The sequence below is a fragment of the Marinobacter sp. DY40_1A1 genome (assembly GCF_016597815.1).
GTDB lineage: Bacteria > Pseudomonadota > Gammaproteobacteria > Pseudomonadales > Oleiphilaceae > Marinobacter > Marinobacter xiaoshiensis.
In genome coordinates this window covers 72,287-96,181 of the sequence record NZ_VCHA01000001.1, presented here as the reverse complement: position 1 = coordinate 96,181, position 23,895 = coordinate 72,287, and the positions used below count along the sequence as shown (strand labels likewise).

Annotated in this window: 22 protein-coding genes; 8 read left to right on the top strand and 14 right to left on the bottom strand. The window is 54.4% G+C overall.

Going from position 1 to position 23,895, the window contains the following annotated elements; all coding sequences use genetic code 11:
* Window positions 1–5 precede the first annotated feature (5 nt).
* Both FFI61_RS00445 and FFI61_RS00440 read left to right on the top strand, forming a co-directional pair.
* On the top strand, window positions 6–1,301 hold the full coding sequence (locus FFI61_RS00445; RefSeq protein ID WP_200202809.1) for a YeaH/YhbH family protein: 1,296 nt from the start codon (window positions 6–8) through the stop codon (window positions 1,299–1,301).
* Complete coding sequence (locus FFI61_RS00440) at window positions 1,298–2,857, top strand: SpoVR family protein (protein WP_200368894.1); 1,560 nt, start codon at window positions 1,298–1,300, stop codon at window positions 2,855–2,857. Before FFI61_RS00445 ends, FFI61_RS00440 begins: the two co-directional genes overlap by 4 nt.
* Here FFI61_RS00440 and FFI61_RS00435 read toward each other — a convergent pair.
* Genes FFI61_RS00435 through FFI61_RS00425 form a run of 3 tightly spaced genes read right to left on the bottom strand, consistent with a single transcriptional unit; the run spans window position 2,846 to window position 5,240 of the window.
* Window positions 2,846–4,207 (bottom strand): sensor histidine kinase, encoded by a 1,362-nt coding sequence (locus FFI61_RS00435; RefSeq protein WP_200368893.1) that lies wholly within the window; start codon window positions 4,205–4,207, stop codon window positions 2,846–2,848. The genes FFI61_RS00440 and FFI61_RS00435 overlap by 12 nt on opposite strands.
* A complete protein-coding gene (locus FFI61_RS00430) occupies window positions 4,204–4,875 on the bottom strand; it encodes a response regulator transcription factor (protein ID WP_200368892.1) in 672 nt (223 codons plus the stop codon). The genes FFI61_RS00435 and FFI61_RS00430 overlap by 4 nt, the downstream gene beginning before the upstream one ends.
* Window positions 4,872–5,240: a PepSY domain-containing protein gene (locus tag FFI61_RS00425; RefSeq protein WP_200368891.1), complete on the bottom strand. Its 369-nt coding sequence runs from the start codon at window positions 5,238–5,240 to the stop codon at window positions 4,872–4,874. Before FFI61_RS00425 ends, FFI61_RS00430 begins: the two co-directional genes overlap by 4 nt.
* A gap of 192 nt (window positions 5,241–5,432) precedes the next feature.
* On the opposite strand from FFI61_RS00425, the gene FFI61_RS00420 reads away from it, so the two are divergent.
* On the top strand, window positions 5,433–5,909 hold the full coding sequence (locus FFI61_RS00420) for a hypothetical protein (RefSeq protein WP_200368890.1): 477 nt from the start codon (window positions 5,433–5,435) through the stop codon (window positions 5,907–5,909).
* A 38-nt stretch (window positions 5,910–5,947) separates the two neighbouring features.
* Here FFI61_RS00420 and FFI61_RS00415 read toward each other — a convergent pair whose 3' ends face one another.
* Window positions 5,948–6,832 carry a bile acid:sodium symporter family protein gene (locus FFI61_RS00415; protein ID WP_200202815.1) on the bottom strand — a complete coding sequence of 295 codons (885 nt, stop codon included), beginning with the start codon at window positions 6,830–6,832 and terminating at the stop codon, window positions 5,948–5,950.
* A gap of 238 nt (window positions 6,833–7,070) precedes the next feature.
* Here FFI61_RS00415 and FFI61_RS00410 point away from each other — a divergent pair, with 238 nt between their 5' ends.
* Window positions 7,071–8,513, top strand: coding sequence for a WS/DGAT/MGAT family O-acyltransferase (locus tag FFI61_RS00410; RefSeq protein ID WP_200368889.1), 1,443 nt, complete (start codon window positions 7,071–7,073; stop codon window positions 8,511–8,513).
* Window positions 8,514–8,531: 18 nt separating this feature from the next.
* Here FFI61_RS00410 and FFI61_RS00405 read toward each other — a convergent pair whose 3' ends face one another.
* On the bottom strand, window positions 8,532–9,161 hold the full coding sequence (locus tag FFI61_RS00405) for a TetR family transcriptional regulator (RefSeq protein ID WP_200202817.1): 630 nt from the start codon (window positions 9,159–9,161) through the stop codon (window positions 8,532–8,534).
* A 194-nt stretch (window positions 9,162–9,355) separates the two neighbouring features.
* Here FFI61_RS00405 and FFI61_RS00400 point away from each other — a divergent pair, with 194 nt between their 5' ends.
* Both FFI61_RS00400 and FFI61_RS00395 read left to right on the top strand, forming a co-directional pair.
* The gene (locus tag FFI61_RS00400) at window positions 9,356–10,471 is read left to right on the top strand and encodes a ferredoxin reductase (RefSeq protein ID WP_200368888.1); all 1,116 of its coding nucleotides are present in this window, start codon (window positions 9,356–9,358) and stop codon (window positions 10,469–10,471) included.
* An 11-nt stretch (window positions 10,472–10,482) separates the two neighbouring features.
* Window positions 10,483–11,562 carry a fatty acid desaturase family protein gene (locus FFI61_RS00395; RefSeq protein ID WP_200368887.1) on the top strand — a complete coding sequence of 360 codons (1,080 nt, stop codon included), beginning with the start codon at window positions 10,483–10,485 and terminating at the stop codon, window positions 11,560–11,562.
* A 34-nt stretch (window positions 11,563–11,596) separates the two neighbouring features.
* Here the strand turns inward: FFI61_RS00395 and FFI61_RS00390 are convergent, their stop codons facing one another.
* Genes FFI61_RS00390 through FFI61_RS00380 form a run of 3 tightly spaced genes read right to left on the bottom strand, consistent with a single transcriptional unit; the run spans window position 11,597 to window position 12,695 of the window.
* Complete coding sequence (locus FFI61_RS00390) at window positions 11,597–12,034, bottom strand: RrF2 family transcriptional regulator (protein ID WP_200202820.1); 438 nt, start codon at window positions 12,032–12,034, stop codon at window positions 11,597–11,599.
* A gap of 29 nt (window positions 12,035–12,063) precedes the next feature.
* Window positions 12,064–12,432 (bottom strand): YbaN family protein, encoded by a 369-nt coding sequence (locus FFI61_RS00385; protein WP_200202821.1) that lies wholly within the window; start codon window positions 12,430–12,432, stop codon window positions 12,064–12,066.
* Between the two features lie 47 nt (window positions 12,433–12,479).
* Complete coding sequence (locus FFI61_RS00380) at window positions 12,480–12,695, bottom strand: hypothetical protein (RefSeq protein WP_200368886.1); 216 nt, start codon at window positions 12,693–12,695, stop codon at window positions 12,480–12,482.
* Between the two features lie 242 nt (window positions 12,696–12,937).
* Here FFI61_RS00380 and moaA point away from each other — a divergent pair, with 242 nt between their 5' ends.
* Both moaA and FFI61_RS00370 read left to right on the top strand, forming a co-directional pair.
* Window positions 12,938–13,930, top strand: a complete 993-nt coding sequence (moaA, locus tag FFI61_RS00375) for a GTP 3',8-cyclase MoaA (RefSeq protein ID WP_200202823.1) — start codon at window positions 12,938–12,940, stop codon at window positions 13,928–13,930.
* Between the two features lie 81 nt (window positions 13,931–14,011).
* Window positions 14,012–15,742 carry a thiamine pyrophosphate-binding protein gene (locus FFI61_RS00370; RefSeq protein WP_200368885.1) on the top strand — a complete coding sequence of 577 codons (1,731 nt, stop codon included), beginning with the start codon at window positions 14,012–14,014 and terminating at the stop codon, window positions 15,740–15,742.
* Window positions 15,743–15,745: 3 nt separating this feature from the next.
* Here the strand turns inward: FFI61_RS00370 and FFI61_RS00365 are convergent, their stop codons facing one another.
* The 6 genes from FFI61_RS00365 to nosR all read right to left on the bottom strand — a co-directional run bounded on the left by FFI61_RS00365 (window position 15,746) and on the right by nosR (window position 23,729).
* On the bottom strand, window positions 15,746–16,312 hold the full coding sequence (locus FFI61_RS00365) for a nitrous oxide reductase accessory protein NosL (RefSeq protein WP_200368884.1): 567 nt from the start codon (window positions 16,310–16,312) through the stop codon (window positions 15,746–15,748).
* 42 nt (window positions 16,313–16,354) lie between these two features.
* Window positions 16,355–17,185, bottom strand: coding sequence for an ABC transporter permease (locus tag FFI61_RS00360; RefSeq protein ID WP_200202826.1), 831 nt, complete (start codon window positions 17,183–17,185; stop codon window positions 16,355–16,357).
* Window positions 17,182–18,114 carry an ATP-binding cassette domain-containing protein gene (locus tag FFI61_RS00355; RefSeq protein ID WP_200202827.1) on the bottom strand — a complete coding sequence of 311 codons (933 nt, stop codon included), beginning with the start codon at window positions 18,112–18,114 and terminating at the stop codon, window positions 17,182–17,184. The genes FFI61_RS00360 and FFI61_RS00355 overlap by 4 nt, the downstream gene beginning before the upstream one ends.
* The gene (locus FFI61_RS00350) at window positions 18,114–19,379 is read right to left on the bottom strand and encodes a nitrous oxide reductase family maturation protein NosD (protein WP_200368883.1); all 1,266 of its coding nucleotides are present in this window, start codon (window positions 19,377–19,379) and stop codon (window positions 18,114–18,116) included. Before FFI61_RS00350 ends, FFI61_RS00355 begins: the two co-directional genes overlap by 1 nt.
* 290 nt (window positions 19,380–19,669) lie before the next feature.
* A complete protein-coding gene (nosZ, locus tag FFI61_RS00345; protein WP_200368882.1) occupies window positions 19,670–21,565 on the bottom strand; it encodes a TAT-dependent nitrous-oxide reductase in 1,896 nt (631 codons plus the stop codon).
* A gap of 67 nt (window positions 21,566–21,632) precedes the next feature.
* A complete protein-coding gene (gene nosR / locus FFI61_RS00340) occupies window positions 21,633–23,729 on the bottom strand; it encodes a transcriptional regulator NosR (protein ID WP_200203104.1) in 2,097 nt (698 codons plus the stop codon).
* Between the last annotated feature and the right edge of the window lie 166 nt (window positions 23,730–23,895).

Genomic DNA, 23,895 nt, shown 5'->3' with positions numbered 1-23,895 from the left:
GAATTATGGGTATGACCCACATTGTCGACCGACGACTGAATGGCAAGAACAAGAGTGCGGTGAACCGGGAGCGGTTTTTGCGCCGCTACCGGCATCACATCAAGAAGGCGGTTTCGGATGCGGTGCACCGGCGCTCAATCACCGACATAGAACGGGGGGAGAGCGTCAGTATTCCCACGCGGGACATTGATGAGCCGGTGTTTCATCACGGCCAGGGTGGTCATCGCGAGATGGTTCACCCGGGCAACCGGGATTTTGTAACGGGAGACCTGTTGCCCAAGCCCGAAGGTGGTGGCGGCCAGGGTCAGGGGCAAGGCAATGCCAGCCCAGATGGCGAAGGCATGGATGAATTTGCCTTCCAGATTACCCAGGACGAGTTTCTGAACTTCCTTTTCGATGATCTGGAACTCCCGAACCTTGTCCGAAAGCAGCTCAAGGATACCGAGTCCTTCAATTATGTGCGTTCCGGGTTCAGCACCCAAGGCGTACCCGCCAAGCTCGACGTTATCCGGTCACTGCGCGGTGCCCATGCTCGCCGGTTGGGTCTGGGTGGCGCACGCAAGAAGAAAATTCGTGAACTTGAGGCCCAACTCGCGGACCTCAAAAGCGCGCCTGCCGATCTGGATGCAGCCTTCAGCCACGATGATCAAATCCGGGTGCTTGAGGACGAAATTGCCCGGCTGAAAGCCAATGTAAAACGCATCCCCTTCATTGATGAAATCGACCTGCGCTACCGACAGCACCTGAAGCAGCACAAACCGGCCACCAGCGCCGTCATGTTCTGCCTGATGGATGTGTCCGGTTCCATGACCCAGATGCACAAGGATACCGCCAAACGGTTTTTCATCCTTCTGTACCTGTTCCTGAAAAAGAACTACAAGAAAATCGATGTGGTGTTTATCCGCCACCACACCAGCGCCAAGGAAGTGGATGAAGAGGAGTTTTTCTATTCCCGGGAAACCGGTGGCACCATTGTATCCAGTGCTTTGAAGTTGATGCACAAGATCATCGACTCCCGCTACTCGCCTGCAGAGTGGAATATCTATGCAGCCCAGGCCTCCGATGGCGACAACTGGAACGACGACTCCCCCATCTGCGGCAAGCTTTTAACTGACCGCATTCTGCCCCTGGTGCAGTACTTTGCCTATGTGGAGATTACGCCCCAGGATCACCAGATGCTCTGGCACGAATACGAGCGGGTACAGGAGCAATTTCCGGGGAGCTTTGCCCAGCAGCAAATTGCCGACCCGAGCGAGATCTACCCGGTTTTCCGTCGGTTGTTTGAGAGGAAAGCGGCATGAGCGATGCAATAGACCGCCCCAATGCGCCAGGCAATGACAGCCCGGCCACTCGCAAGCCCATCTCCACTGGCTCGGAATGGACCTTCGATCTGATTCGGCAGTACGATGAAGAAATCGCCAAGTGCGCTGCCGAGTTCGGCCTGGACACCTACCCCAATCAGGTTGAAGTAATCAGCGCCGAGCAAATGATGGATGCCTACAGCTCGGTTGGCATGCCGGTTGGCTACAATCATTGGTCCTTCGGCAAGCAGTTTCTCAGCACCTCCAAAGGCTACCAGCGCGGGCAGATGGGGCTGGCCTATGAAATAGTCATCAACTCCAACCCCTGCATTGCCTACCTGATGGAAGAAAACACTCTGCCCATGCAGGCACTGGTCATCGCCCATGCCTGCTATGGCCACAACTCCTTCTTCAAAGGCAATTACCTGTTCCGCACCTGGACAGACGCCAGTGCCATTATTGATTACCTGGTGTTTGCCCGGAATTATGTATCCGAATGCGAAGAGCGCTATGGCGTGGATGCAGTTGAGCAAATACTGGATTCCTGCCACGCGTTAATGAACCACGGCGTTGACCGTTACAAGCGACCTGCACCCATTTCTGCCGCCAGGGAAGCCCAGCGCCAGGAAGAGCGGGAAGAATACCTGCAACGGAGGGTGAATGATCTGTGGCGCACCATTCCAAAAATGAGCGAGGATGAAGACCCGGTAAAGCGCAAAAAACGCTACCCGGAGGAGCCTCAGGAAAACCTGCTGTACTTCATCGAGAAAAATGCCCCGCTACTGGAAACCTGGCAACGGGAGATTATCCGGATTGTGCGCAAGCTGGCTCAGTACTTCTATCCACAGCGCCAGACCCAGGTGATGAACGAAGGCTGGGCTACCTTCTGGCATTACACCTTGCTGAACAGAATGTACGAGAAAGGTCTGGTAACCGATGGCTTCATGCTGGAGTTCCTGCAGAGCCACACAGCGGTGGTGTACCAGCCACCATTCAATAGCCCCTGGTACTCCGGCATCAACCCTTACACTCTTGGCTTTTCGATCTTCACCGATCTGCGCCGAATCTGCGAAACACCCACCCATGAGGATCGCGAATGGTTCCCCGACATCGCCGGCACGGACTGGGTGAAAACCCTGCACTTTGCCATGGCCAACTTCAAGGATGAGAGTTTTATCCAGCAGTTCCTTTCGCCCAAAGTGATGCGGGACTTGAGGCTGTTTGCCATTGAGGATGACGATATGGAAGACAACTACAAGGTAACGGCCATTCACGACGAGCCAGGCTACCGGGAATTGCGGGAGAAACTGGCACGCCAGTACAACCTCAGTTACCGGGAACCCAATATTCAGGTGTGGAACGTGGATTTACGGGGCGACCGCTCACTGATGCTCAGGCATGTGCCGGTGGACAGAGTGCCTCTGGGCAAAGATACAGAAGAGGTGCTGCGGCATGCACACAGGCTCTGGGGCTTTGATGTGCATCTCGAAAGTGTCGACGAAGGTAGGGTATTAGATGAGTACCATTGCCCGCACCCGCCGCCGTTAACCCCCTGAGCGCAGCTGGGCCAGGGGCAGAATCACTTCGGCTCGCAAGCCGCCTTCGGGGCTGTCATCCAGCCGGAGCTCGCCGCCGTGCAACTCCACCAATTCAGTAACTATCGATAGCCCCAGCCCGGAACCGGACTTTGCTTCATCCAGCTTGCCACCACGGCTCAGAGCCTGCTGGCGGGTTTCCGGAGACATGCCAGGCCCGTCGTCTGAAACGCTGAGCACCAGCCAGCCCCCTTCAACGGTGCCGGTCAAATTTATGAAACTTTTAGCCCAGTTGATCGCATTTTCCAGCAGATTTCCGACAATTTCCTGCAAGTCCTGGGCATCAATCCGCACCCTGAGCCCTGAGTTCAACTCGCTATGAAACTCCAGGCCGCGCCTGCCCGCTAGGCGCCGAACACCCTCAACCACGGGCTTGAGTACGACAATGAGTTCCTGTTCCGCTCCCAGTGCGACCGGCCCTGCTGCGGAAGCACGGGCAAGATGGTGCCTTACAGCCTCATCCAGGCGTTTAAGTTCCGCAGCCATGGCCTGTTGCTGCTCCTGGGGCAAGCGCTCTGCCAGAGTGCCCAGTACCGCGACCGGAGTTTTCAGGGCGTGAGCCAGATTACCGGCAGCTGTTCTACCCCGCTCCATCAGGCGCTGATCTCTATCCAGCACGGTATTGATCGCGTCCGCCAGCCGTGCCAACTCTCTGGGCAGGTTCGTCTCAATGGCTGGTTGGCGACCCTGTTCTACCGCTTTCAGGCTTTGTTCAATCCGGCGCAGAGGCGCCAGTCCCCAGCGGATCTGCAATCCGGTCAGCACAATAAGAAGACCGCCCAGTGTCGCCAACGACAACCACAGTAAGGTCTGAAACCTCGCAACCTGTGCTTCGACTTCATCCAGGCTGGCGGCCACCTGCACATGTAAAACCTCATCAAGGTTGGGAAGGCGTATATCGCGCTCCAGCAACCGGAGCTGTTTATCTCTGGGCCCGATGATGGTTCGAAAGGCCATGCCAGGCTCATGAGAAATGGCCAGCCGTTGATCCCATAGCGAGCGGGAAGTAAGCACCCGCTCACCCTCATCACGCACTTGCCAGTACCAGCCCGAAAACACACGATCAAAACGGGAATCACCCAGCTGTCTGTTGGTCACCAGAGTGTCTTGCCGAACATCATAACTGACGCCGGCAATGACCACATTGAGCAGGCTTTCAAGTCGTTCATTGAAGGCGGTATTCACCGCCTCCCTGAAATTCCACGACAACAGAGCGCCGGCAGCCGGCAGTATCAGCACAGTCAGCACCAGTGCCGACGCCAGCATTCGTGTGGCTATTGGAAGACGGCGCAGCTTGTCTGCCGATATCATGATGCCGTGTTATCCGAAACCATCCGGTAGCCCTGGCCGCGCAAGGTTTCAATACTCCGGCTGCCCAGTTTTCGCCGCAGGCGGCTGACTTGAACATCAATCACATTGGAATCAGGCTCTGTGTCGCCGTCATACACATGCTCGGTTAACTCCGCACGGCTGACCACGCGAGGCGCGGCATGTACAAGATGGGAAAGCAGCCGGAATTCCTGAGCCGTCAGGGATACCGGCATTCCGGCACGGGTAACCTGTGCACTGTGTGTATCCAGAGAAATATCTCCTATGCGGATAACCGGGTGGGCGTGGCCATGGGCCCGGCGCACCAGGGCTCGCAACCGGAACAGGATTTCGGCCGTTTCAAACGGTTTGGTGACGTAGTCATCGGCGCCCGCAGAAAAACCTGCGGCTTTGTCTGACCAGCGTTCACGCGCGGTCAGAATCAGAACCGGCAACTCAATGCCCTGTTCGCGCCATCCGGACAACCATTGAGCGCCGTTGCCATCGGGTAGCCCGAGATCCAGAATCACTGCGTCGTAGCGCTCGGTAGTGATCAGAAAATCCGCGGTACGGCCGTCTCCTGCGATCTCCACCAGCAAGCCGGCATCCTCAAGTGAAGCGGCAAGCCCCTGTGCCAGCGGTTGATCATCCTCTACCAGTAAAATTTTCATTGGCGCTTCATTCCCTTGATGTTTTTGCCCTCAATGCCGATCAGCTCACCGGTTACTGCGTCCACTTCAAACTCCACCACCTGGCCTTGTGTGCCCAGCAGTTCGATTTCGTAGATCCGCCGGCCATCGTCTTCCTCAAACTCCACATCAATCACCTGGCCATCCCAGTCGCGCAGCAGGCTGTCCAGAATATCACCCAAGGGCTTTATGCGGCCGGCCTGCACCTCTTCATGGAGTTTGCGCCAGTCTTCATCTGCGGAGGCTGGCATGGGAAGGGTCAGGCACAAGGCAATGGCAAACGCCGCAACAATAAACGCAGCGGTGGGGATGATCAGCTTCAGAAGATAGCAGGGCAGTTTTTTCATGGGTTCATTCTGTCAGAGCCAACATGAATGAACCATGAACGAAACACTCACCCTCCTGCAAGCAGGCGTTACTTAAGATGCACTCAACGCTCAGGAAGCCCTGCATCAGCCAGCTTGCCTCGGGCGCATTGCCACAAGCACTGAAAAGACGATTGAAAGACACATTGCAACCAACGAGTCAGGAGTAACACTATGAAAAAACTTATCGCATCTGTACTTGCCGCCAGCCTTGTTGCCGCACCACTGGCCTTTGCATCCGGAACCATTGACGACGCCAAACGCGCCATCCAGATCGGTTCAGACTATGGTATTTCCCACTTTCACAGCATTGAACTGGAAGATGACCGCAACGATGATGGCAGCATGGAAATCGAAGGCTGGGTAGATGGGGAGTGGTTTGTCGAGCTGGATGTAAGCAGCGATGGCACCATTAAAAAAGAAGAGCGCCGCAAGCGTACAGATGGCCCCTGGGGCCTGTCTGCCGCCGAAGTATCTGATTACATTGATGCCAGTATGAATCAGGGCATGAGCCGGATTGAGGAAATCAGCATCAACGCCAAAGGCGATATTGAAGTGGAAGGTGATAATGCCGACGGGTATGAGTTGGAAATCGATTTCCGCAATGGCAGTCTGGAGCCTACCAAAATAGATAAAGACGGCCGGAAGTAATTACCTGATCATCGCCGGCGAGGGAGCGCCGGCAGCTCCTACTCCCCAAGGCCCGCCGTGGTTTTGGGGATAACGCGCCGACCATACATAGCCAGCAAAAATCCGATCGGGAACATGAGCACGCCGTAGACCGCTGCCGGAATGGACATAGTGCTGGACTCCAGCAGAGTGAGCGTGACCATCAGGCCAATCGTTCCATTCTTAACTCCCAGTTCCACCGCCACCGCCAGGGATTCCCGCTGCGTCAGGCTGGCTGCACGGCCGGCGAGCAAACCGATAAAAATGCCCGCCCCGTTCAGCAACAGCGTTGCCGGTCCCGCTTGCGCCAGCAGCTTCCAGATCTGATCCCGCGTTCCGTAGACAAGCGCCACAATCAGCACCGCCAGCACAATGCCGCCAAACACACTCACAATACTCTCTGCCTTGCGCGCCACTTCAGGTTTGCGAGAACGCACCAGCATACCTATCGCCACCGGCAACAGAACAATACCAACCAGCATGCCAATGGTTTTCCCTACCGGCAGCGTAATGTCCTCTTCGGTACCCATGTAAAACTGAAGAGCCATATTGGTGATCAGTGGCAGAGTAATAATGGTAATCAGGCTGGCGCTGACGGTCAGCACAATGGAGAGGGCGATATTACCCCGGGCAAGCAGTACAAACAGGTTGGAGGTGGTTCCACCGGGGCAGGCGGCAATAATAATCAACCCCACCGCGATGGCGGGCGGCAGTGCCAGTAATGACGCCAACGCAAAGGCAATAATGGGCATTAATACAATCTGCGCGACTGTGCCCACAACCATGCCTTTGGGGTAAACGGCCACCTGGCGAAAATCACGAAGGGTGAGGGTCATGCCTATACCGATCATAATAATAAACAGAGCGATTGGCAGTCCGGCTGAGATAAGGGGGCTGGATTCCACAGCGCCTCCGATGTTGTTGTTTTTATTAATCCAATACTGTGAACCTATCACAAGCGTTTCACTTTCGGGAGCATGAATGTAACAAAAGCCTCGAACAGCTTGTGATCCATTCTTACTTTTTTTCATCCAGGTGATCGTCTGTAGGGTCTGCAACCCGTATACTTGCAAGCAACAACTAAAAGTCCAACTTTTCAAAGTCCAACTTTCAAGCCCCCAATTGGGCAGAGGTGCGCAAGGAATGAAACGCCTGGGAACACTGGATGCCTCGTGGCTCGCTGTAGAGTCTGAAGACACACCAATGCATGTCGGTAACATGCTGATCTTTTCGCTACCGGAGGGTGCTCCTGACACCTTCCTTCGCGATATGGTGCGCAGCATGAAGGAAACCGGGGAAATTGCGCCCCCCTGGTGTACAAAACTTGCCTGGTCAGGCGCGATCGGCCGGCTAATTGCACCGGCCTGGATACGCGATAAGAATCTCGATCTTGACTACCACGTACGCCACTCAGCCCTGCCAAAACCTGGCGGCGAAAGGGAACTCGGCGTTCTGGTATCGCGCCTGCACTCCAACCCTCTTGATTTCGCTCGCCCGCTCTGGGAATGCCACGTTATTGAAGGTTTGGAAAACAACCGCTTTGCGCTTTACACCAAAATGCACCACTCAATGATTGATGGTATCAGTGGCGTGCGTTTACTCCAGCGGGTTTTGAGCAAAGACCCTGGTGAGCGAGGCATGTTGCCGCCTTGGGCTATGCGGCCAGAAAGGCTCAAACCCCGCAAGAGCGAGACCAGGCAAAGTGTTCCCGCCATTTTTTCTCAGGCATTGGGGGCGGTCAAACTGCAGGCTGATATGGCACCCACGCTGCTGCGTGCGGGTAACCGTCTCATGCAGTCTGCTCGCCACCCGGAGACCGGCCTTACTGCACCCTTTGCCGGGCCGGTATCCAAGATCAACCACCGGGTAACAGGCCAGCGTCGCTTCGCCACGCAGCACTACCAGCTTGACCGCCTGAAAGATCTGGCCCACATATCCAAGTCATCCCTGAACGACATCGTTCTTTATCTATGCGGCACGGCACTTCGGCGCTTTCTGATGGAGCAGGGTGATCTGCCAAATACCGCTCTTACAGCAGGCATTCCCGTAAACATACGGCCTGCAGATGATCAGGGCACGGGCACGGCAATCAGCTTTATGATCGCATCTCTGGCCACAAACGAATCCGATCCACTTACTCGTTTGCAGAACATCAAGACATCCACCCATCAAGCAAAAGAACACCTGCAAAAGCTGCCAAAGAGCGCCCTCACCCAGTACACCATGCTGCTGATGTCGCCTTATATTCTGCAGCTTCTATCAGGCCTTGGCGGCCGTATGCGCCCAGTGTTCAACGTTACCATCTCGAACGTACCCGGCCCTCAGGAACCCTTGTATTACGAGGGTGCCAAACTGGAAGCCATGTATCCGGTTTCGTTGATTGCCCATGGCGGCGCACTGAACATTACCTGCCTGAGCTACGCGGGATCGTTGAACTTCGGGTTTACCGGATGCCGGGATACCCTGCCCAGCATGCAGAAGCTTGCGGTGTACACAGGAGAAGCTTTGGATGAACTGGAGAAGTTGATTCTTCCGCCCAAGCGCAAACCGAAAAAAGCACGGGTCAGCAAAAGCACGAAGCCTTGACCGCAGGCAGCCCTGTGTTCAGGGCTGCGGGTTGTTCCAGTGGGCCGCACCCACAAAGATAAGCTGAAGGAAGCGGCATGTTCGCTTCCTTATTTGCTCTACCTGATACTCGTCTTCTGCCGACACACCGATCAGATCTGTAAGGCTGAAGGCCACACTGCGAACTACCAGATCACAGGTCATATCCAGATCGCCATCTGAAAGATGATCCGCCATTTTCAGACGCCGCAAATCGTTCGCCAGCTCACTGGCAAAATACCGCATTTCACTGCGAATACCGTCCTGAATAGCCCGACTTTCACCGGCTAGCCCCTGCGCCATAAACAGAAAAAAGCTGCGGTTTGCCTGGGCGTGACTGACAAAAATCCCCACCGACTCTTCAATCAGCTTGTCCGCCTGAAGCACGTTTTCCCGCGCCTCCCGCATCATTCGGCGCAGGACTAGTCCAAGCTCATCAACCAGCTGCAGCCCGAGATCGTCCATATTGCGGAAGTGCCGGTAAAAAGATGTGGGCACCACGCCAGCCTGGCGGGTCACCTCACGAATACCAAGACTGGCAAAATGCCTGCCCTTGCCCACCAATGTAAGCACCGCACTCATCAGCTTGTCACGGGTTTCACCGGGCTTGCGCCTTTTTCGTTCCGACATCACCTGCCCATACTGCCGTTATCATTGAGTCCAAGTCACAAGTGTACACAGACGAGGACTTTAAAACACCGGATACTTGTCATATTGCGCCAAAGAAACCATCTCCATTGTGCGCCCGAAAGTCCATGTGTACAGTCGTACACAACATGTAAACAAGTGTACACATTAGTCAGGCCGCATAAGGAGAAAGCATCATGCCGGCAAGAATTCCCCAAACACGAGCTCTGCACTGGCTAGGAAGGCAGCTTTTTAACCGGAATGATCCGGCTGCCTTCTTCGATCCATTGCTTGAGACACTCAACCCCATGCTGGTGCAGGGGCAAACCCTCGCAAGGGTTGAGCAAGTAATTCAGGAAACCTCTGATACCCGCACATTTACACTGAAACCTGCCGCACGCTGGGCGGGTTTTCAAGCGGGCCAACACGTAAACATTTGCGTTGAGATTGATGGCGTTCAGCGCACCCGCACCTTCAGTCTTTCAAGTTCTCCGGAGTTGTGGGCCAAACAAGGGCTTGTCACCTTGACCATCAAACGTCTGCCGGGCGGCCTGGTAACCAACTGGCTGCACGACAACCTGAGTGAGGGTCAGGTGCTGGGACTGGGCGAGGCCTTCGGCGATTTCCTGCTGCCAGAACCCCCGCAGCCTGTGCTCTTTATTGCCGGCGGTAGCGGGATTACGCCCGTTTTAAGCCATCTGGAAACTATGGCAGCTCAGGATTTCCGGGCACCGGTCACTCTGCTCTATTTCGTGCGCACCCAGCAGGACATCATTGCCGCCGAGCGTTTGCATGCTCTTGAACGCCGCTACAGCGCGCTGACTTTGAGAATCATCGCGACGGATGAAAGCGACAAACCCCGGTACTTAAAAAGCCAGGACCTGAGCACTGTGCCCGGGCTCAAAGCAAGGCAGGTCTACCTGTGCGGCCCCAAGGGACTGATGGACCTGGCCAACAAGCAATTGCACGAGCATGGCATACGCAAAAAAGACATCCACAGCACCTTTTTTTCCACCGCAGCGCCGGCACTGAATGCCGACCTTGCGAACCAGGTTCTTGGCGGCAAGGTTCAGTTTGGAAAGAGCAATCTGGAAGCCAGTTCTGAGGGCGACGCCAGTCTTCTGGAAATCGCAGAGGCGTCCGGTCTTTCGCCCCGCCACGGCTGTCGTATGGGCATATGCCACCAATGCAGCTGCCGCAAAACCAGCGGCACAGTGATTAACCGGCTCACAGGCAAGGCTTCCGGGCCAGGGGAAGAGAGCGTTCAGCTTTGCATATCCATCCCCCATGGCCCTGTCACCATCGAGATTTAAGGAGCAACCCCATGTCACAGATGACCGAAGACCAGCTCCAGGAATTGGCACAAGATCTGAACAGCATCCGCGATGAAATCGTCGCGGATCTGGGAGAGCGTGACGCCAATTACATTCGCCGCGTAATTCGCTTGCACCGCGCCCTCGAAGTGGGTGGCCGGGTAATGATGCCGTTCGGTTTTATCCCACCCGTTTTTGTGGCGGCAACGGTCTCGCTGGGCCTTTCCAAAATCATAGAGAACATGGAAATTGGCCATAACGTGATGCACGGCCAGTATGACTGGATAAACGACCCCTCTCTGCATTCTCAAACCTACGAGTGGGACACCGCCTGTTCATCCGACTCCTGGCGCCGCACGCACAATTACGAACACCACACCTACACCAACATCATCGGCAAGGATCGGGACTACGGCTATGCACTGCTGCGCCTGAGTGATGACGAACAATGGCATCCGGCCCACAGCCTGCAGTTTTTAAGCTATGTGATGCTCAGCGTGTTCTTCCAGTGGGGCGTTGGCTTGCATGAACTGGAGTTTGAGCGGGTAAGGCGCGGCGAGATTCGCCTGCGCGACAAGCTTCCGTTTTTGAAAGACGCGCTTCACAAAGGTGGGCGTCAAGCCTTCAAGGATTATGTGTTCTTTCCGCTCATTACCTTTCCTGTGGCGCCCATCGTGCTGGCCGGAAACCTTGGCGCCAACCTGATGCGCAATCTGTGGTCGTCCACGGTGATTTTCTGCGGCCACTTTACGGAGGACGCTGAAACCTTTGATGAGAAAGACTGCGAGAATGAAAGCAAGGGGCACTGGTATCTGCGCCAGCTTACCGGCTCGTCAAACTTCACCGGCAACAAACTTATACACCTGCTTAGCGGGCACTTGAGTTATCAGATAGAGCATCACGTTTTCCCGGACCTGCCAGCACACCGGTACCCCGAGGTTTCCGAAAGGGTTCAGAGCGTCTGCCGCAAGCATGGCATCCGCTACAACACCGGTAGTTTCAGGCACCAATACGGCACGGTCGTAAAAAGAATACTGAAGTACTCGTTACCGGACCGTTTGCGCATGAGGCTTGAGAGCCAACCGGCCTGAAACAGGCCGGGAATGGAAAAGCAAAAAGGGGATATCAGGCGATCTGAAGCAGTCTTAATAATTGCGGTTGATGCTGCTCATTCATGATGTCTTTCAGCGTGTACTTATCGAGCACCGAGAGGAACGCCTGCAAGGCCTCCCCAAATATGGGTTTAAGACCACAAACCGGGGAGATTTTGCAGGTGTTTTTAGAGGAGTAACACTCAACAAGACTGAGGTCATGCTCTGTGTCACGCACCAGCACACCCACGTTGATGTCTTCAGGCGCCCTGTGCAATCTCATACCACCTTTTTTCCCACGCACCGTTTCAATGTAACCCTTCTTGTTAAGCTGGTGCACGACCTTCATCAGATGGTTTTTGGAAATGTCGTAGCTGTCTGCAATTTCCTGGATCGTTGTCAGGCGATCACCCTGCACCGTAAGATAAATCAACACGCGAAGCGAGTAATCGGTGTAACGGGTAATGTGCATTCAACACTCCGGTTATTCTGTGAAAGCGGTCAGTACGAGGGTCTGGTAAGCAAATAAGACGCTACACCCGCGAGGAAAGTTCCCGAGATGGCCAAAACCACAGTGGCAGCGCCCATCGCGAACAAAATTCCCCAGCTCAGCAACATCATGCCACATGCGAGAACTTTGGCCCTTAAGGGTATAACCCTATTCCGGCGCCAATCCCTGATAGCAGGACCAAAAGACGGATGCTCTTCAAGCCAGCTGGCAAAAGCGGGGGAGCCCTTGCTCGCAAAAAAGGCCGCCAGCAGCACAAAGGGCGTGGTCGGCAACAATGGCAAGACCACCCCGATTGCGGCTAACCCTATGGATATGTACGCAAGAACCCTGAAACCGGTCTTTCCGGATCGCACGGTCATAGCGGGACCCTCAGCACTGTTCAATCTTTCACCTATTCTATCGCTAATCAGTGAACAGGTCTCCCCAAGCGGCTTAAAAACACGAGCCGTGCGACGTAGGATATTTTGATACCAACGGCAAACAACAAGGTCCCCACATGGGCCAGGACTTGAATCATCATGGGAAACCGGCCTGCCAGCGGATACGCCATCAAGACTGTGGCAACCAACCCAATCAGAGACCACACCATCGCACTATTGGCTCGAAACAGCAGTTTTTCCATTCTATCCCCCAGCAAAATATTTTCTGGCTTACGCCGCCAGCCATTAACATGTATTTTATAGTAATGTTACGGTCAAAAATCAATCATTTTCTGACCGGATCAAAAAGACCCGCACAATGCTTGCCATTAAACTGAGCTGCCAGGCTTACCCCGCGAGGGGTATCTGATTAGGGGTTTGATTCTGCGATACTGGAGCTATACTCAATCCGTAAGCGCATTCAGCAGTTACAGGAAAGAAACCAATGCCCAACAGCAAGCTGACAGACCGTTTTGGCAGAACCGTCAACTACGTACGCCTGTCCGTTACCGACCGCTGCGACTTCCGCTGCGTTTATTGCATGGCAGAGGAGATGACTTTTCTCCCCCGGCAACAGGTTCTGACGCTTGAGGAGATTGCCCGGGTTGCCAAAACATTTGTATCCCTGGGCACGGAAAAAATCCGTCTTACAGGTGGCGAGCCTCTGGTTCGCAAAGACATTATTGAGCTGGTTCGGGAGATAGGCACCTACGGCCTGCGTGATTTCGCCATGACCACCAATGGCAGCCAGCTGCCCACCATGGCAGAACCTCTGCGCAAAGCGGGCCTGAAGCGACTGAATATCAGCCTGGACTCTCTGGACCCGGAAAAATTCGCAAGCATTACGCGCACCGGCAAACTGTCGCGGGTACTGGAGGGCATAGACGCTGCAAAAGACGCCGGCTTTAAAGGCATCAAGCTGAACACCGTTGTAATGAAAGGCGGGAATGATCACGAAGTTCCGGATTTGATCGAGTTTGCCCGGAAGAAAAACGTCGACATTACCTTTATCGAAGAAATGCCTTTGGGCGAGATTTCCGAGCACGATCGCGGGCAGGCACTGTGCACCAGTGATGAGGTGCGCGACATTGTTCGCCAACACCACGACCTGATGCCAACCCCTGAAGACTCAGGCGGCCCCGCTCGCTATTACCGAATGTCAGACAGCCCAATCAAGGTAGGCTTCATTTCGCCCCACTCCCACAACTTTTGCTCCACTTGCAATCGGGTGCGGGTAACCGTTGAAGGCCGATTACTTCTATGCCTGGGTAACGAGCATTCTGTAGACCTTCGCCGGGTACTTCGGGGCCACCCGGTGACCGATGACAAACTGCGGCAAACCATCATAGACTCCATGGACCTGAAGCCGGAGCGTCATCACTTCTCCAGCAACGGCGATGTGCAGATCCTGCGCTTCATGAATATGACCGGAGGGTGATCCCCTCCGGTATTAGTCACGCTCCCCGCCAAACCATGCAAAGCACTGCTAACCCACAATAATAATTATCAGGGCATACCCATGAAGAAAACTGGCGCGACTCTCGTTCGCCATGCGTTGGAACAGCTCGGCATACGTCGCACATTCGGCATCCCAGGCGTTCACACCACCGAAATCTATGATGAACTGAACCGCTCAGAAAGCATTGAGCCAACCCTTGTCACCCATGAGTGTGGTGGAGCCTTCATGGCCGATGCCATCAGCCGCACCGGTGCCGAACTTGGCACCATGCTGATCGTACCGGCGGCAGGTGTTACCCACGCTGCCAGCGGCATTGGTGAAGCGGGTATCGATGGCATCCCCATGATGATCATTTCCGGTGGAATCCATTCAGAATCCGGACACAGATACCAACTCCATGAGATGGATCAGCACGCTCTGCTCAAACCGATCACCAAAAAGACCTGGCGCATTGCCAGCCACCGGGAAATCATCCCTACCCTTTACGAAGCCTACGACATAGCCATGGGCGGCGAGCCCGGGCCGGTCTTTATCGAAATCCCGGTCAACATAAGCAATTTTTTGGGCGACGTGGATGACATGCCTCTTTACAAGGCGCCACCCGAACCAAAGCAGCCAGAGCAGTCGCTGGTTGATGCAGCAGCCCAGGCACTGGTGCAAGCAAAGCAACCGGGAATTTTCGCAGGTTGGGGTTCGGTTGATGCACAGGCTGAGCTGATCGAGCTGGCAGAACTGCTGGATGCACCCGTTTCAACAACCCTTCAGGGCCTTAGCGCCTTCCCGGGCAACCACCCTCTGCACACCGGGATGGGCATGGGTAATTACGCGGTTCCCGCAGCAACCAATGCTTTCGCAAAGATAGATTGCCTGTTAGCTATAGGAACCCGGTTCTCGGAAATCCCCACCGGAAGCTATGGCATTAACCCGCCAGAAACCCTGGTTCACATGGACATCAACCCTGAGGTATTCAGCGCCAACTACCCGGCCAGCCATACCATCGAGGGAGATGCGAGGGTTACACTGCCCGCGCTTCTGAAAGCGGTAAAAATCTTGCAGCCCACTGCAGCCAACACAGGAATTCGCGAGCAGATTGCCCAAGACAAAGCCGCCTACAAGAAAGAGTGGCGGGACCACGACAGCGGCGACCGGGTAAACCCGGAGCTGTTTTTCAGCCACCTGCGCGAACGCCTTGATGACGATGCAATTGTCGTCGCCGACGATGGTAACCATACCTTCCTGGTGGCCGAGCTATTGCCCATATTGGGCGCACGGAACTACATGTCTCCCAGCGATTTCAACGCCATGGGCTACTGCGTTCCTGGTGCTATCGGTGCAAAGCTGGCAAACCCAAAGCGCCAGGTAGTCGGCATTGTAGGCGACGGGGCTTTACTGATGACTGGCATGGAACTGGTAACCGCTGCGCGCCTTGGCGTCGGAGTGATGATTTTTGTGTTCAACGATGGCGAGTTGTCGCAAATCGCCCAGGCACAGCAAATTCCGTACAACCAGAAGACCTGCACTGTACTTGGCGCAATGGACTACGAGGCATTTGCCAAAGCCGTTGGCGTGGAGTTTGTTTCAATGGCGGGAAATGAGGATACTTCTGACAGCCTGGAGATCGCACTGCTGAAGTCGGCCGCCGGGCGGCCGGTTCTTGTAGACGTGCGCATCGACTATTCCAAATCGACCCGGTTCACCAAAGGCGTGGTAAAAACCAACCTTGGCAGAATGGCGACCCGGGACAAGGTGAGGATTGTAGGACGGGCTCTTTGGAGAAAAGTCCGGCCTTAGGCCTTAGTGCTTCATCTCCCCATGCATATCGCTATGCATGTCACCGTGCATATCACCCATGGGCATCTCAGTATTGAGATGCTCGAGGGTGATTGCGTCGTAGCGCAGCATTTCACCACCGTATTCCTTCATGAAATCATGGGCGGCCGCCTCTGTAGAGAAGGACGCCATAGTCTGGCCCATGGCACCTTTGCGTTCTGAACCAATTACGTAAACCGCTTCACGGGCATCGATCAACGCCGTGTCGTCAGGGCTGGCCCATTCGGTTTGGCTCATGTCGTGAACGTAGAGAGTATGCTTGCGCATAACGTTCTCTGGCTGCAGTACCCAGGCAAACATGTCGCGAGTGGAGCAGAACTTGTGAACGGTTTGCTCTTTCTCGGTAATAACCTCGCCCTTGGGCCCTGGGAAACGGGTTATAGCCATGCCGCATACGTGGCACTCGTCACCGGATTCAATGTGCACTGGCGCAGGCTTTTCGACAACCTTATCTGCTTCGCCCGAGCATCCCACCAAAAGCAATGCGAACATCAACAATAACGGCAGGGATTTTAATTGAGCAAACTTCATGGAGCTCTCCATAGTGTTTTAGCCATAGTGTGGTTACGTGAATCAGATACGGCGGCCACGGAACAGTGCCCAGGCGCCGGCTAAAGGAATAACAAACCAAAGAACCAGTGCCAGCCAAAGCCCGTTCGGGCCAATGGGCAAATCAGAGCCAAGACTAAGAACACCGCTAAGCTGAGTGCTATCACTAAAAGTAACTATGTTCAGCAAACGGTATATGTCGGTCGGGTTGAGCAGCAGAAGCCATGGCAACAACTCCGGGTTGAACTCGCCCTGGCTGGCGACCAGCATGCCCAGCAACAATAAATCGAAAATAAGCACAAAAAAGAACCAGATCGCCAAGGCCAATCCAGCGGCAATGGGCTTCTCACTGACCCGCACACTAACCACATACGCCAGCGCAATGAAGCTCCAACCCAGCAGAGTGGTAGAAATAATAAAGCGCAGCATGGCGACAGCCAGCGCACCAACGGCAACGTCTTTTACCAGTATGGCAATGGCAACACCCGCTACGCCAAACCCTATCAAGGTAGCCAGAGCCAATGTCAGCCCGTGCCCCAGAAACTTACCGAACAACAGCTGCCCACGGCTTAGTGGGTAGGTCATCAACAACAGAAGCGTGCCGCCCTCTTCCTCACCCACAATGGCGTCGTAGGCGAGTAACAGAGCAATGAGCGGGATCAGGAAGATACCCAGGCTCGCCAGGCTGGCGATGGTTGCAGGGGTAGACGCATAACCCACCTGCCCGGAAGCCGCTGCACCAAACCAGGCAATGCCCACCGCAAGGGTAGCAAACACTAATGCAATGGCGATCAGCCAACGGTTGCGCAGGCTGTCGCTTAACTCTTTACGCGCAATGGTCCAAATGCTGTTCATTGGGCGCCTCCTCGATGAGCAAGGCCACCAGACCCGATAAAGTGCACGTACACATCCTCCAGAGTCGGCTCGTAAATACCCAGATCACGCACCTGGCCCGATTCCATTAACGCTTTCACCAAGTCCATCTTCTCGGCGGGCCGAACATCCACGTGAAGCCGCCCATTTTCGTGTCGCATCATCAACCCCGCAGAAGCCTTGGCATCATTCACAACCGTTTCCAGCGCTGCCACAGTGCCTTCGGGCTCAATAGACAGCGTTGTGGCCATGTTGGCCTGCCTGCGCAGTGAAGCAAGGTCTCCCGCCGCCTTCAGACTGCCATCGGTCAGAATCGCGGCCCTATCAATATAAGGCTCTACACCCGGAAGTACGTGGGAGCACAAAACAATGCCCGTTCCATCATCCCGCAGCGTGCGCAACAAACGGTAAAGGTCAGCGGTAGCAATAGGGTCGAGGCCTACCGTAGGTTCATCCAGCATCAGCAGACGCGGCTTTCCAAGCAAAGCCTGAGCAAGGCCCAGGCGCTGGCGCATGCCTTTGGAATAGGTTTTGACCCGTGCATCCATGGCATCATCCAACCCCACCTGCCCCAGCAACTCAGGAACCTGGCGCAGATTAGCGCCTTTCAGGCGTGCAAAATGCGCCAGGATTTCGCGACCAGTCAGCTGCGGGTAGAACATGACATTTTCAGGCAAGTAGCCGATGTACTGGCTGATTTTAGGATCGCCCGCTTCGCCACCAAGCACAGATACCTTACCTTGGGACGGCGTCATCAACCCCAGAATCAGCTTGATGCTGGTGGTTTTGCCAGCGCCATTGTGGCCAAACAACCCGAGGATCTCTCCGGGCTCAAGGCGCAGATCAACGCCATTCAGCACCAGCGCTTTATCATACCGGTAGCTCACATTCTCAAGACGAAAACAGCTCATCAGGACTCCGGCTCCAACAATTTTGGGGGGCTCATCAAGGGGTGAGAATCTTTGACACCCGCGGCCTTAACAACAGGAAACGCTTCCTGAACCCAACGCAGCGTATCCACCGCTGGACTGAACATCAGGATTTTTGCTTCAGGGTAGGTCCATAACAGACGATCAACATTATCGTTGGGCTCATAAGGCACATCACCAATGCCATCCTGGTTACGATCCCAGCCCAGGTAATCACTCCAGAAATTGCCCACACCGTCCTTCGACCACTCCTGGGTGCGCAGCGCTACATATTTGACCTGGCGCTGATTGTTGATAAACGCATTACGGAAAACGTGATTGTCTTCCGAGCCTGCGGTCAGGTGAATGCCTACACCGCTGTCCCGAAACACATTATTTTCGAAGGTATTGTACAAAGAGTTATAAATGAAAACGGCCTTACCCTCTGCCCCGGAAACTGACACCCCGGCAGTCTGGCCTTGAGACACCCCTGAAACCACATTCCCCCGCAGCACCGACTGGGTAATAAAGTTCATCAGAATGCCGTAACTCTCATCGTTCTCGGAACGGTTATTGATCACCGTTAGACGCTTACTCTGCATCAACGCATAACCGGTTCGAGTGCCTTGGGTCACATTGCCTTCCAGGAGGTTGTCCATGGAATACATGTAGTGAATCCCGTAACGCAAATCCGCCATGGTGTTATTGCGAATCCTGTTCTTGTTCGCCGTCTCAATATAAATCGCATCCCGGGTCTGGCGAATATCATTACCTTCAATCAGCGCACCGGTGGTATTGAACAGATGGATACCATTACCCCGATCGTTCGGGCGAACTCTCGCATCGCCACAAATCGTATTGTTCCTCACCGTCGCATCTGGCGCCGCATCCAGCCAGATACCAAACGCCGTACCCTGCAGATCGCTGTTCTCCACCGTCGCGCCACGGGCCTCTCGCTTTACGAAAACGCCTGCATTAAGTTGGTTCAAGTCCGTACCCCAGTTACGGATACGGCACCCTGAAAGGGTTACATCCTCTGCCTCAATCACCACCGCATTGCCCGCACCGCCACCATCAATCAGTGTTTCCGGGCGGCAAGCCACAGTCACCCCCGGCACCCGAATGGCCATAGGGGGAAGGATTTCAGAAGGGAGTTCAAAGGTAGCGCCAGGCTGCAGAGCATCCAGCTGTTGCTGAATATCAGCCTGCGCGGTCAGCGATAGCACGGCGACTGTCAGGGCCACCCCTAAACGCAAATTGTGGTGCATTAAATAAGTTCTCGAACTAAGAGCGACTGCCAAATTCGGGCAAGGGACTGGAAGAGCGCTTTTCAAAACTGTGCGGAGCCATGGGTGGAGTGCGAAGCACTTCACGGGCAAGCCATGGACGGCTTGCCCAGGACCTTTAGCGCGACGCAGGAGCATTAGCGCTAAAGGGCGCAGCCAAGCGTACACGGACGTATCCACAGCGTGTTTTGAAAAGCGCTCTTCCAGTGTCTTGCTACTCCAAAGTCAGAAAAACCGGAGCCCGTCACAGGGCCCCGGATTTCATAGCTAAATCAGGCCTTCTCTACCAACATCCGGCCAGTCATCTCCATGTGCAGAGCGTGACAGAACCAGTTGCAGTAGTACCAATGAACGCCCGGTCTATCCGCAACAAAGGTCACCGAAGACGTCTGCTGAGGGCTGATCTCCATGCTCACGCCGTGGTTTACCATACAGAAACCGTGAGTCACATCCTCAATGGTATCCTGGTTGGTAACATACACAGTCACCTCGTCGCCCTGTTTTACCTTGAACTCATTCAAGCCAAACATAGGTGCAACCGACGTCATGTATACGCGAACCTTGTTACCGTCGCGAATCACCTTGTTGTCAGACTCCAGCGTAACGCCATCTTTCTCTGCCTGAGCACGAGCACCGGCGAAATACGGATCGTCGCGAGTGTATACCTTCTTGGTCTTGATCTGATCACGACGAACCAGAATACAGTCGTGTGGCTCTGCGAACGCAGGACCATCGTGAACCAGCTTCATTTCCTCGCCAGAAATATCGATCAACTGATCGTTCTCCGGGTGCAGAGGGCCAACCGGCAGGAAACGGTCCTTCGAGAACTTCGACAACACAACCAGCCACTTGCCATCGGCATCGCGGGATTCCGTCAGAGACGCATGGTTATGGCCTGGCTGATAATGCACATCCAGCTTCTGGCGCAGGTAGTTCACCTTTTCACCATTGTAGTGCTTGATGGCATCTGCAATGTTCCACTTGGCTACCTGACTGTCGATAAATAGCGTGGTGTATGCGTTACCACGGCCATCGTAGGTAGTATGCAGAGGCCCAAGACCCAACTCTGGCTCGGCAACAATCACGTCACGAAGTTCAATCTTGTCATCAAACACATCGTCCAGCTTGTCGATGGCAATCACCGAGCAGGTTGGCGACAACTTACCGGCGGCAATGAAGTACTTGCCATCTGGTGAGGTGTTAACGCCGTGCGGATTCTTTGGCACAGGAATGTAACGGGTCAGCCTGGATTTGCCACGGCCATCAACCACTGGAACTTTAGAGTCGCCCAGGGTCTTGAAATCGCCATTCTTGACGGCTTCCTCAATGCGTTCAATGTTGAACACAACTACCCAGTCGCGGTCGTTACGCATGGTACCGGCCAGATCCGTGGCTTTCTCGGAGTTATAGCAGGTAGAAGCCGCATATTTGCCAGTGTAATCGGCGTCGGTGTTGTCCAGGTTGCCGTCTACAATTACCTGCCAGGCGACTTCCATGGTTTCCGCATCCAGTGCGTTAAACATGGTGTAGCTGTTCTCCATGGAGAAATCGCTACCATCGTTGGGATGCGGAATCATATATTCTGCGTTGCAGAACACATACTTGGTGTGCGGCACTTTCTGCAGGCGCAAACCGTGAATAGCCTGCACGTTCGGAATGTGAGTAATCTTGTCGCACTTCATGATATCCAGACGGATACGCGCTACACGAGTGTTGGCTTTATCGTTGATGAACAGGTATTTGCCATCGTAACGACCGTCGGTCATGGAAACGTGCGGGTGGTGACAATCGCCGTTCAGGTAGGTTTTGTCGCGGCCCAGAATATCCTTACTTTCGTTGGTGATACCCCAGCCTGTAGCTGAATCAACGTTGAATACGGGGATCCGCATGATTTCACGCATGGAGGGAACGCCAAGAACACGAACCTCGCCCTGGTGACCACCGCTCCAGAATCCGTAGTATTCGTCCAGCTCGCCTGGCCCAACGTGGATCTTGTTCTGGGCTTCCTTCGCTGCAGCAGCAAAAGACTCACGAGTCATTACAGCGCCACCCAGGCCAGCAGCACCCACTGCACCAGCCAGTGCAGTCGCTCCCAGGAAACGGCGACGGCTTAGCCCACTTTCGCCATTTTCGGCAACCTCGGTTCCTAACTCATCTTTCTTTTTCATAGCATTGAACTCCGTTATTGGTAATGGCGGTTCTATTTCTGTTTCTCTTTTTTTTGGTTTTACACTGCTACGTCACCTGCACCACTGGAATTCCCTCCGGGTGGCCCGGTGCGTTATGACCACGACGCTTGCCACGACGCTTAACGATAAGCGGAGGACATTTATGGTCATCGAAATAAGTCATCTGGCAATCCAGACAGTAATGACATTCCTGATAGTTGATGGTGCCGTCAGGATGAATAGCCTGAACTTCACATTCCTTGGCACACAGCTGGCAGGGGTTGCCACATTCCTTACGACGCTTCAGCCAGTCGAAAACGCGCAACTTGGTTGGCAGTGCAAGCGCAGCTCCCAGCGGACACATATAGCGGCAGAAGACCTTGCGGGTGAAAATATTCACCACCAGCAGGAGCAGCGCGTAAGTCACGAAGGGCCAGCTACGATCAAAATGCAGGGTGATCGCAGTTTTGAAGGGTTCGATCTCTGCCATTTTCTCAGCCGTCGCCAGGGAGTCCAGAGACACCCCGAACAGCACCAGCAGAATGATGTACTTCAACGCCCACAAGCGCTCATGGATGGGCCAGGGCACGGTGTACTGAGGTATTTTCAAGAACCGTGCAATCTCGTTGATCAGTTCCTGCAAGGCTCCGAATGGGCACAGCCAACCGCAATAAACAGCACGTCCCCATAGCAGCACGATGCCAGCCACGGCAGCCCAGAGCACAAAGATAATCGGATCAATCAGGAAGGTTTCCCAGGTGAAGCCGCTGACCAGACTGTGCACAAACGCCAACACGTTAACGATGGACAACTGGCCCAGCGCATACCAACCAATGAAGAACAGGGTGTAGGTAAGAAATGCGTGGCGAATCCAACGGGTGATCTTTGGCTTTTTCACCAGCCAGTCCTGGAAGAACAGAATCAGTAACAGCACACCAATTCCGATGCCCAGAACGATTACCTGGAACTGGCGCTGATACCAAACCTGAACCCACAGTGGCTGAGACTCCAGCCATTCCTCTTCGGTAAGGACAGGCTCTGCACGGGTGTAATACTGGTCCGGCAGCTGGAATTCGAGTGGAAAGACCTGAAACTCACTGTCCAGAGGGCCCGTCTGACGCTTTACAGTCAGCTCCAGAGTCCAGGGCGCGCCCGGGTCAAAGTTGTGCTGCTGGCGAATAATGAAAATCGCCATTTCCTTGAAGCTGGGCATGCCCGCTGCGTAAACATCGCTGAGGCGGAAAAAGTCGAGGTCGCGGAAGTTGAAGGTATCGCCGTACTGACGAATCTGAACGCGGTCGAATATACCCCCGCGCACATAGCCTGAACCCTTGAAGGAATACTCGCCGTTAGCCATTACGGCAATCGCCTGCTCGCCTTCCTTCAACTCAGACATCAACCAGTCATACTGTTTTTCGCCCAGCAGGTTCCGGCCAATTACAGGTGTATCCAGGTAGGTCGCATACAGATCAATCAGCGGCTCATCACGCTCACCAGGAGCTGCAATTTCAACGCCTTCCGCCTCGGTGCCCTTGAAGGAGTCATCTACCTGACCCTTGCTGAGCAACATGCGGCGAATTGAGCCGTCGCCGGTCAACTCTTCCCAAGTGCGAGGCACAAAACCGTCTTTGATAACCTCGGCCGTTGGCGGACGCTTGGTGCCACTGCCTTCTACAAGCCCAAGCTCGACACCCACCCGATGGGCAGTTCGCATTATGACTTCGTTGATTACCATAACCGTTACTGTGGCACCGGATAGGCCATCAACAGCAATCTTGCGCTCAGTAGAGGTGCCACCAACAGTGACCCGCTGATCTGCCTTCAAGCCGGTGTACTGATCGGTAAAAGCGTGCATTTTGCTTTCGGGAATACCCACAAGAAGTATGGGCTCATCATGGTGAATCACTTTGGCAAAGCGGATAGTGCCTTCGGTATCCAGCACCACCATGGCATTGAGTGGCTTGCCGGAATAGGCAGGAGTCTGGACAAAATCAAGAGACTGATAGGCATAACCTTTCAGCTCGTCATCGGCGTACAGCTCTTGAATGGCTCGGTTGCCTTCCCGTGGTTCAAACCGGGTTACTTCGGGGAAGGCCGCTTGGATGACCTGTCGACCGGAGATTGGCTCATACTGGCTGAGCGGCTCGGCCTGAGCCATCGGCATGGTCGCCAGAAACAGGACAAAGAAACAAAAGACACTGCGGAAAATAACGTTCAAAACAAGCTCCCGACGAAACCAACGAATCACTTATGCCTGAATCAAACAGCCTAAGTGATTGTCAGATAAAACAAATACCTCTTTATGGATACTGTTTGCAATGAATGGGAAA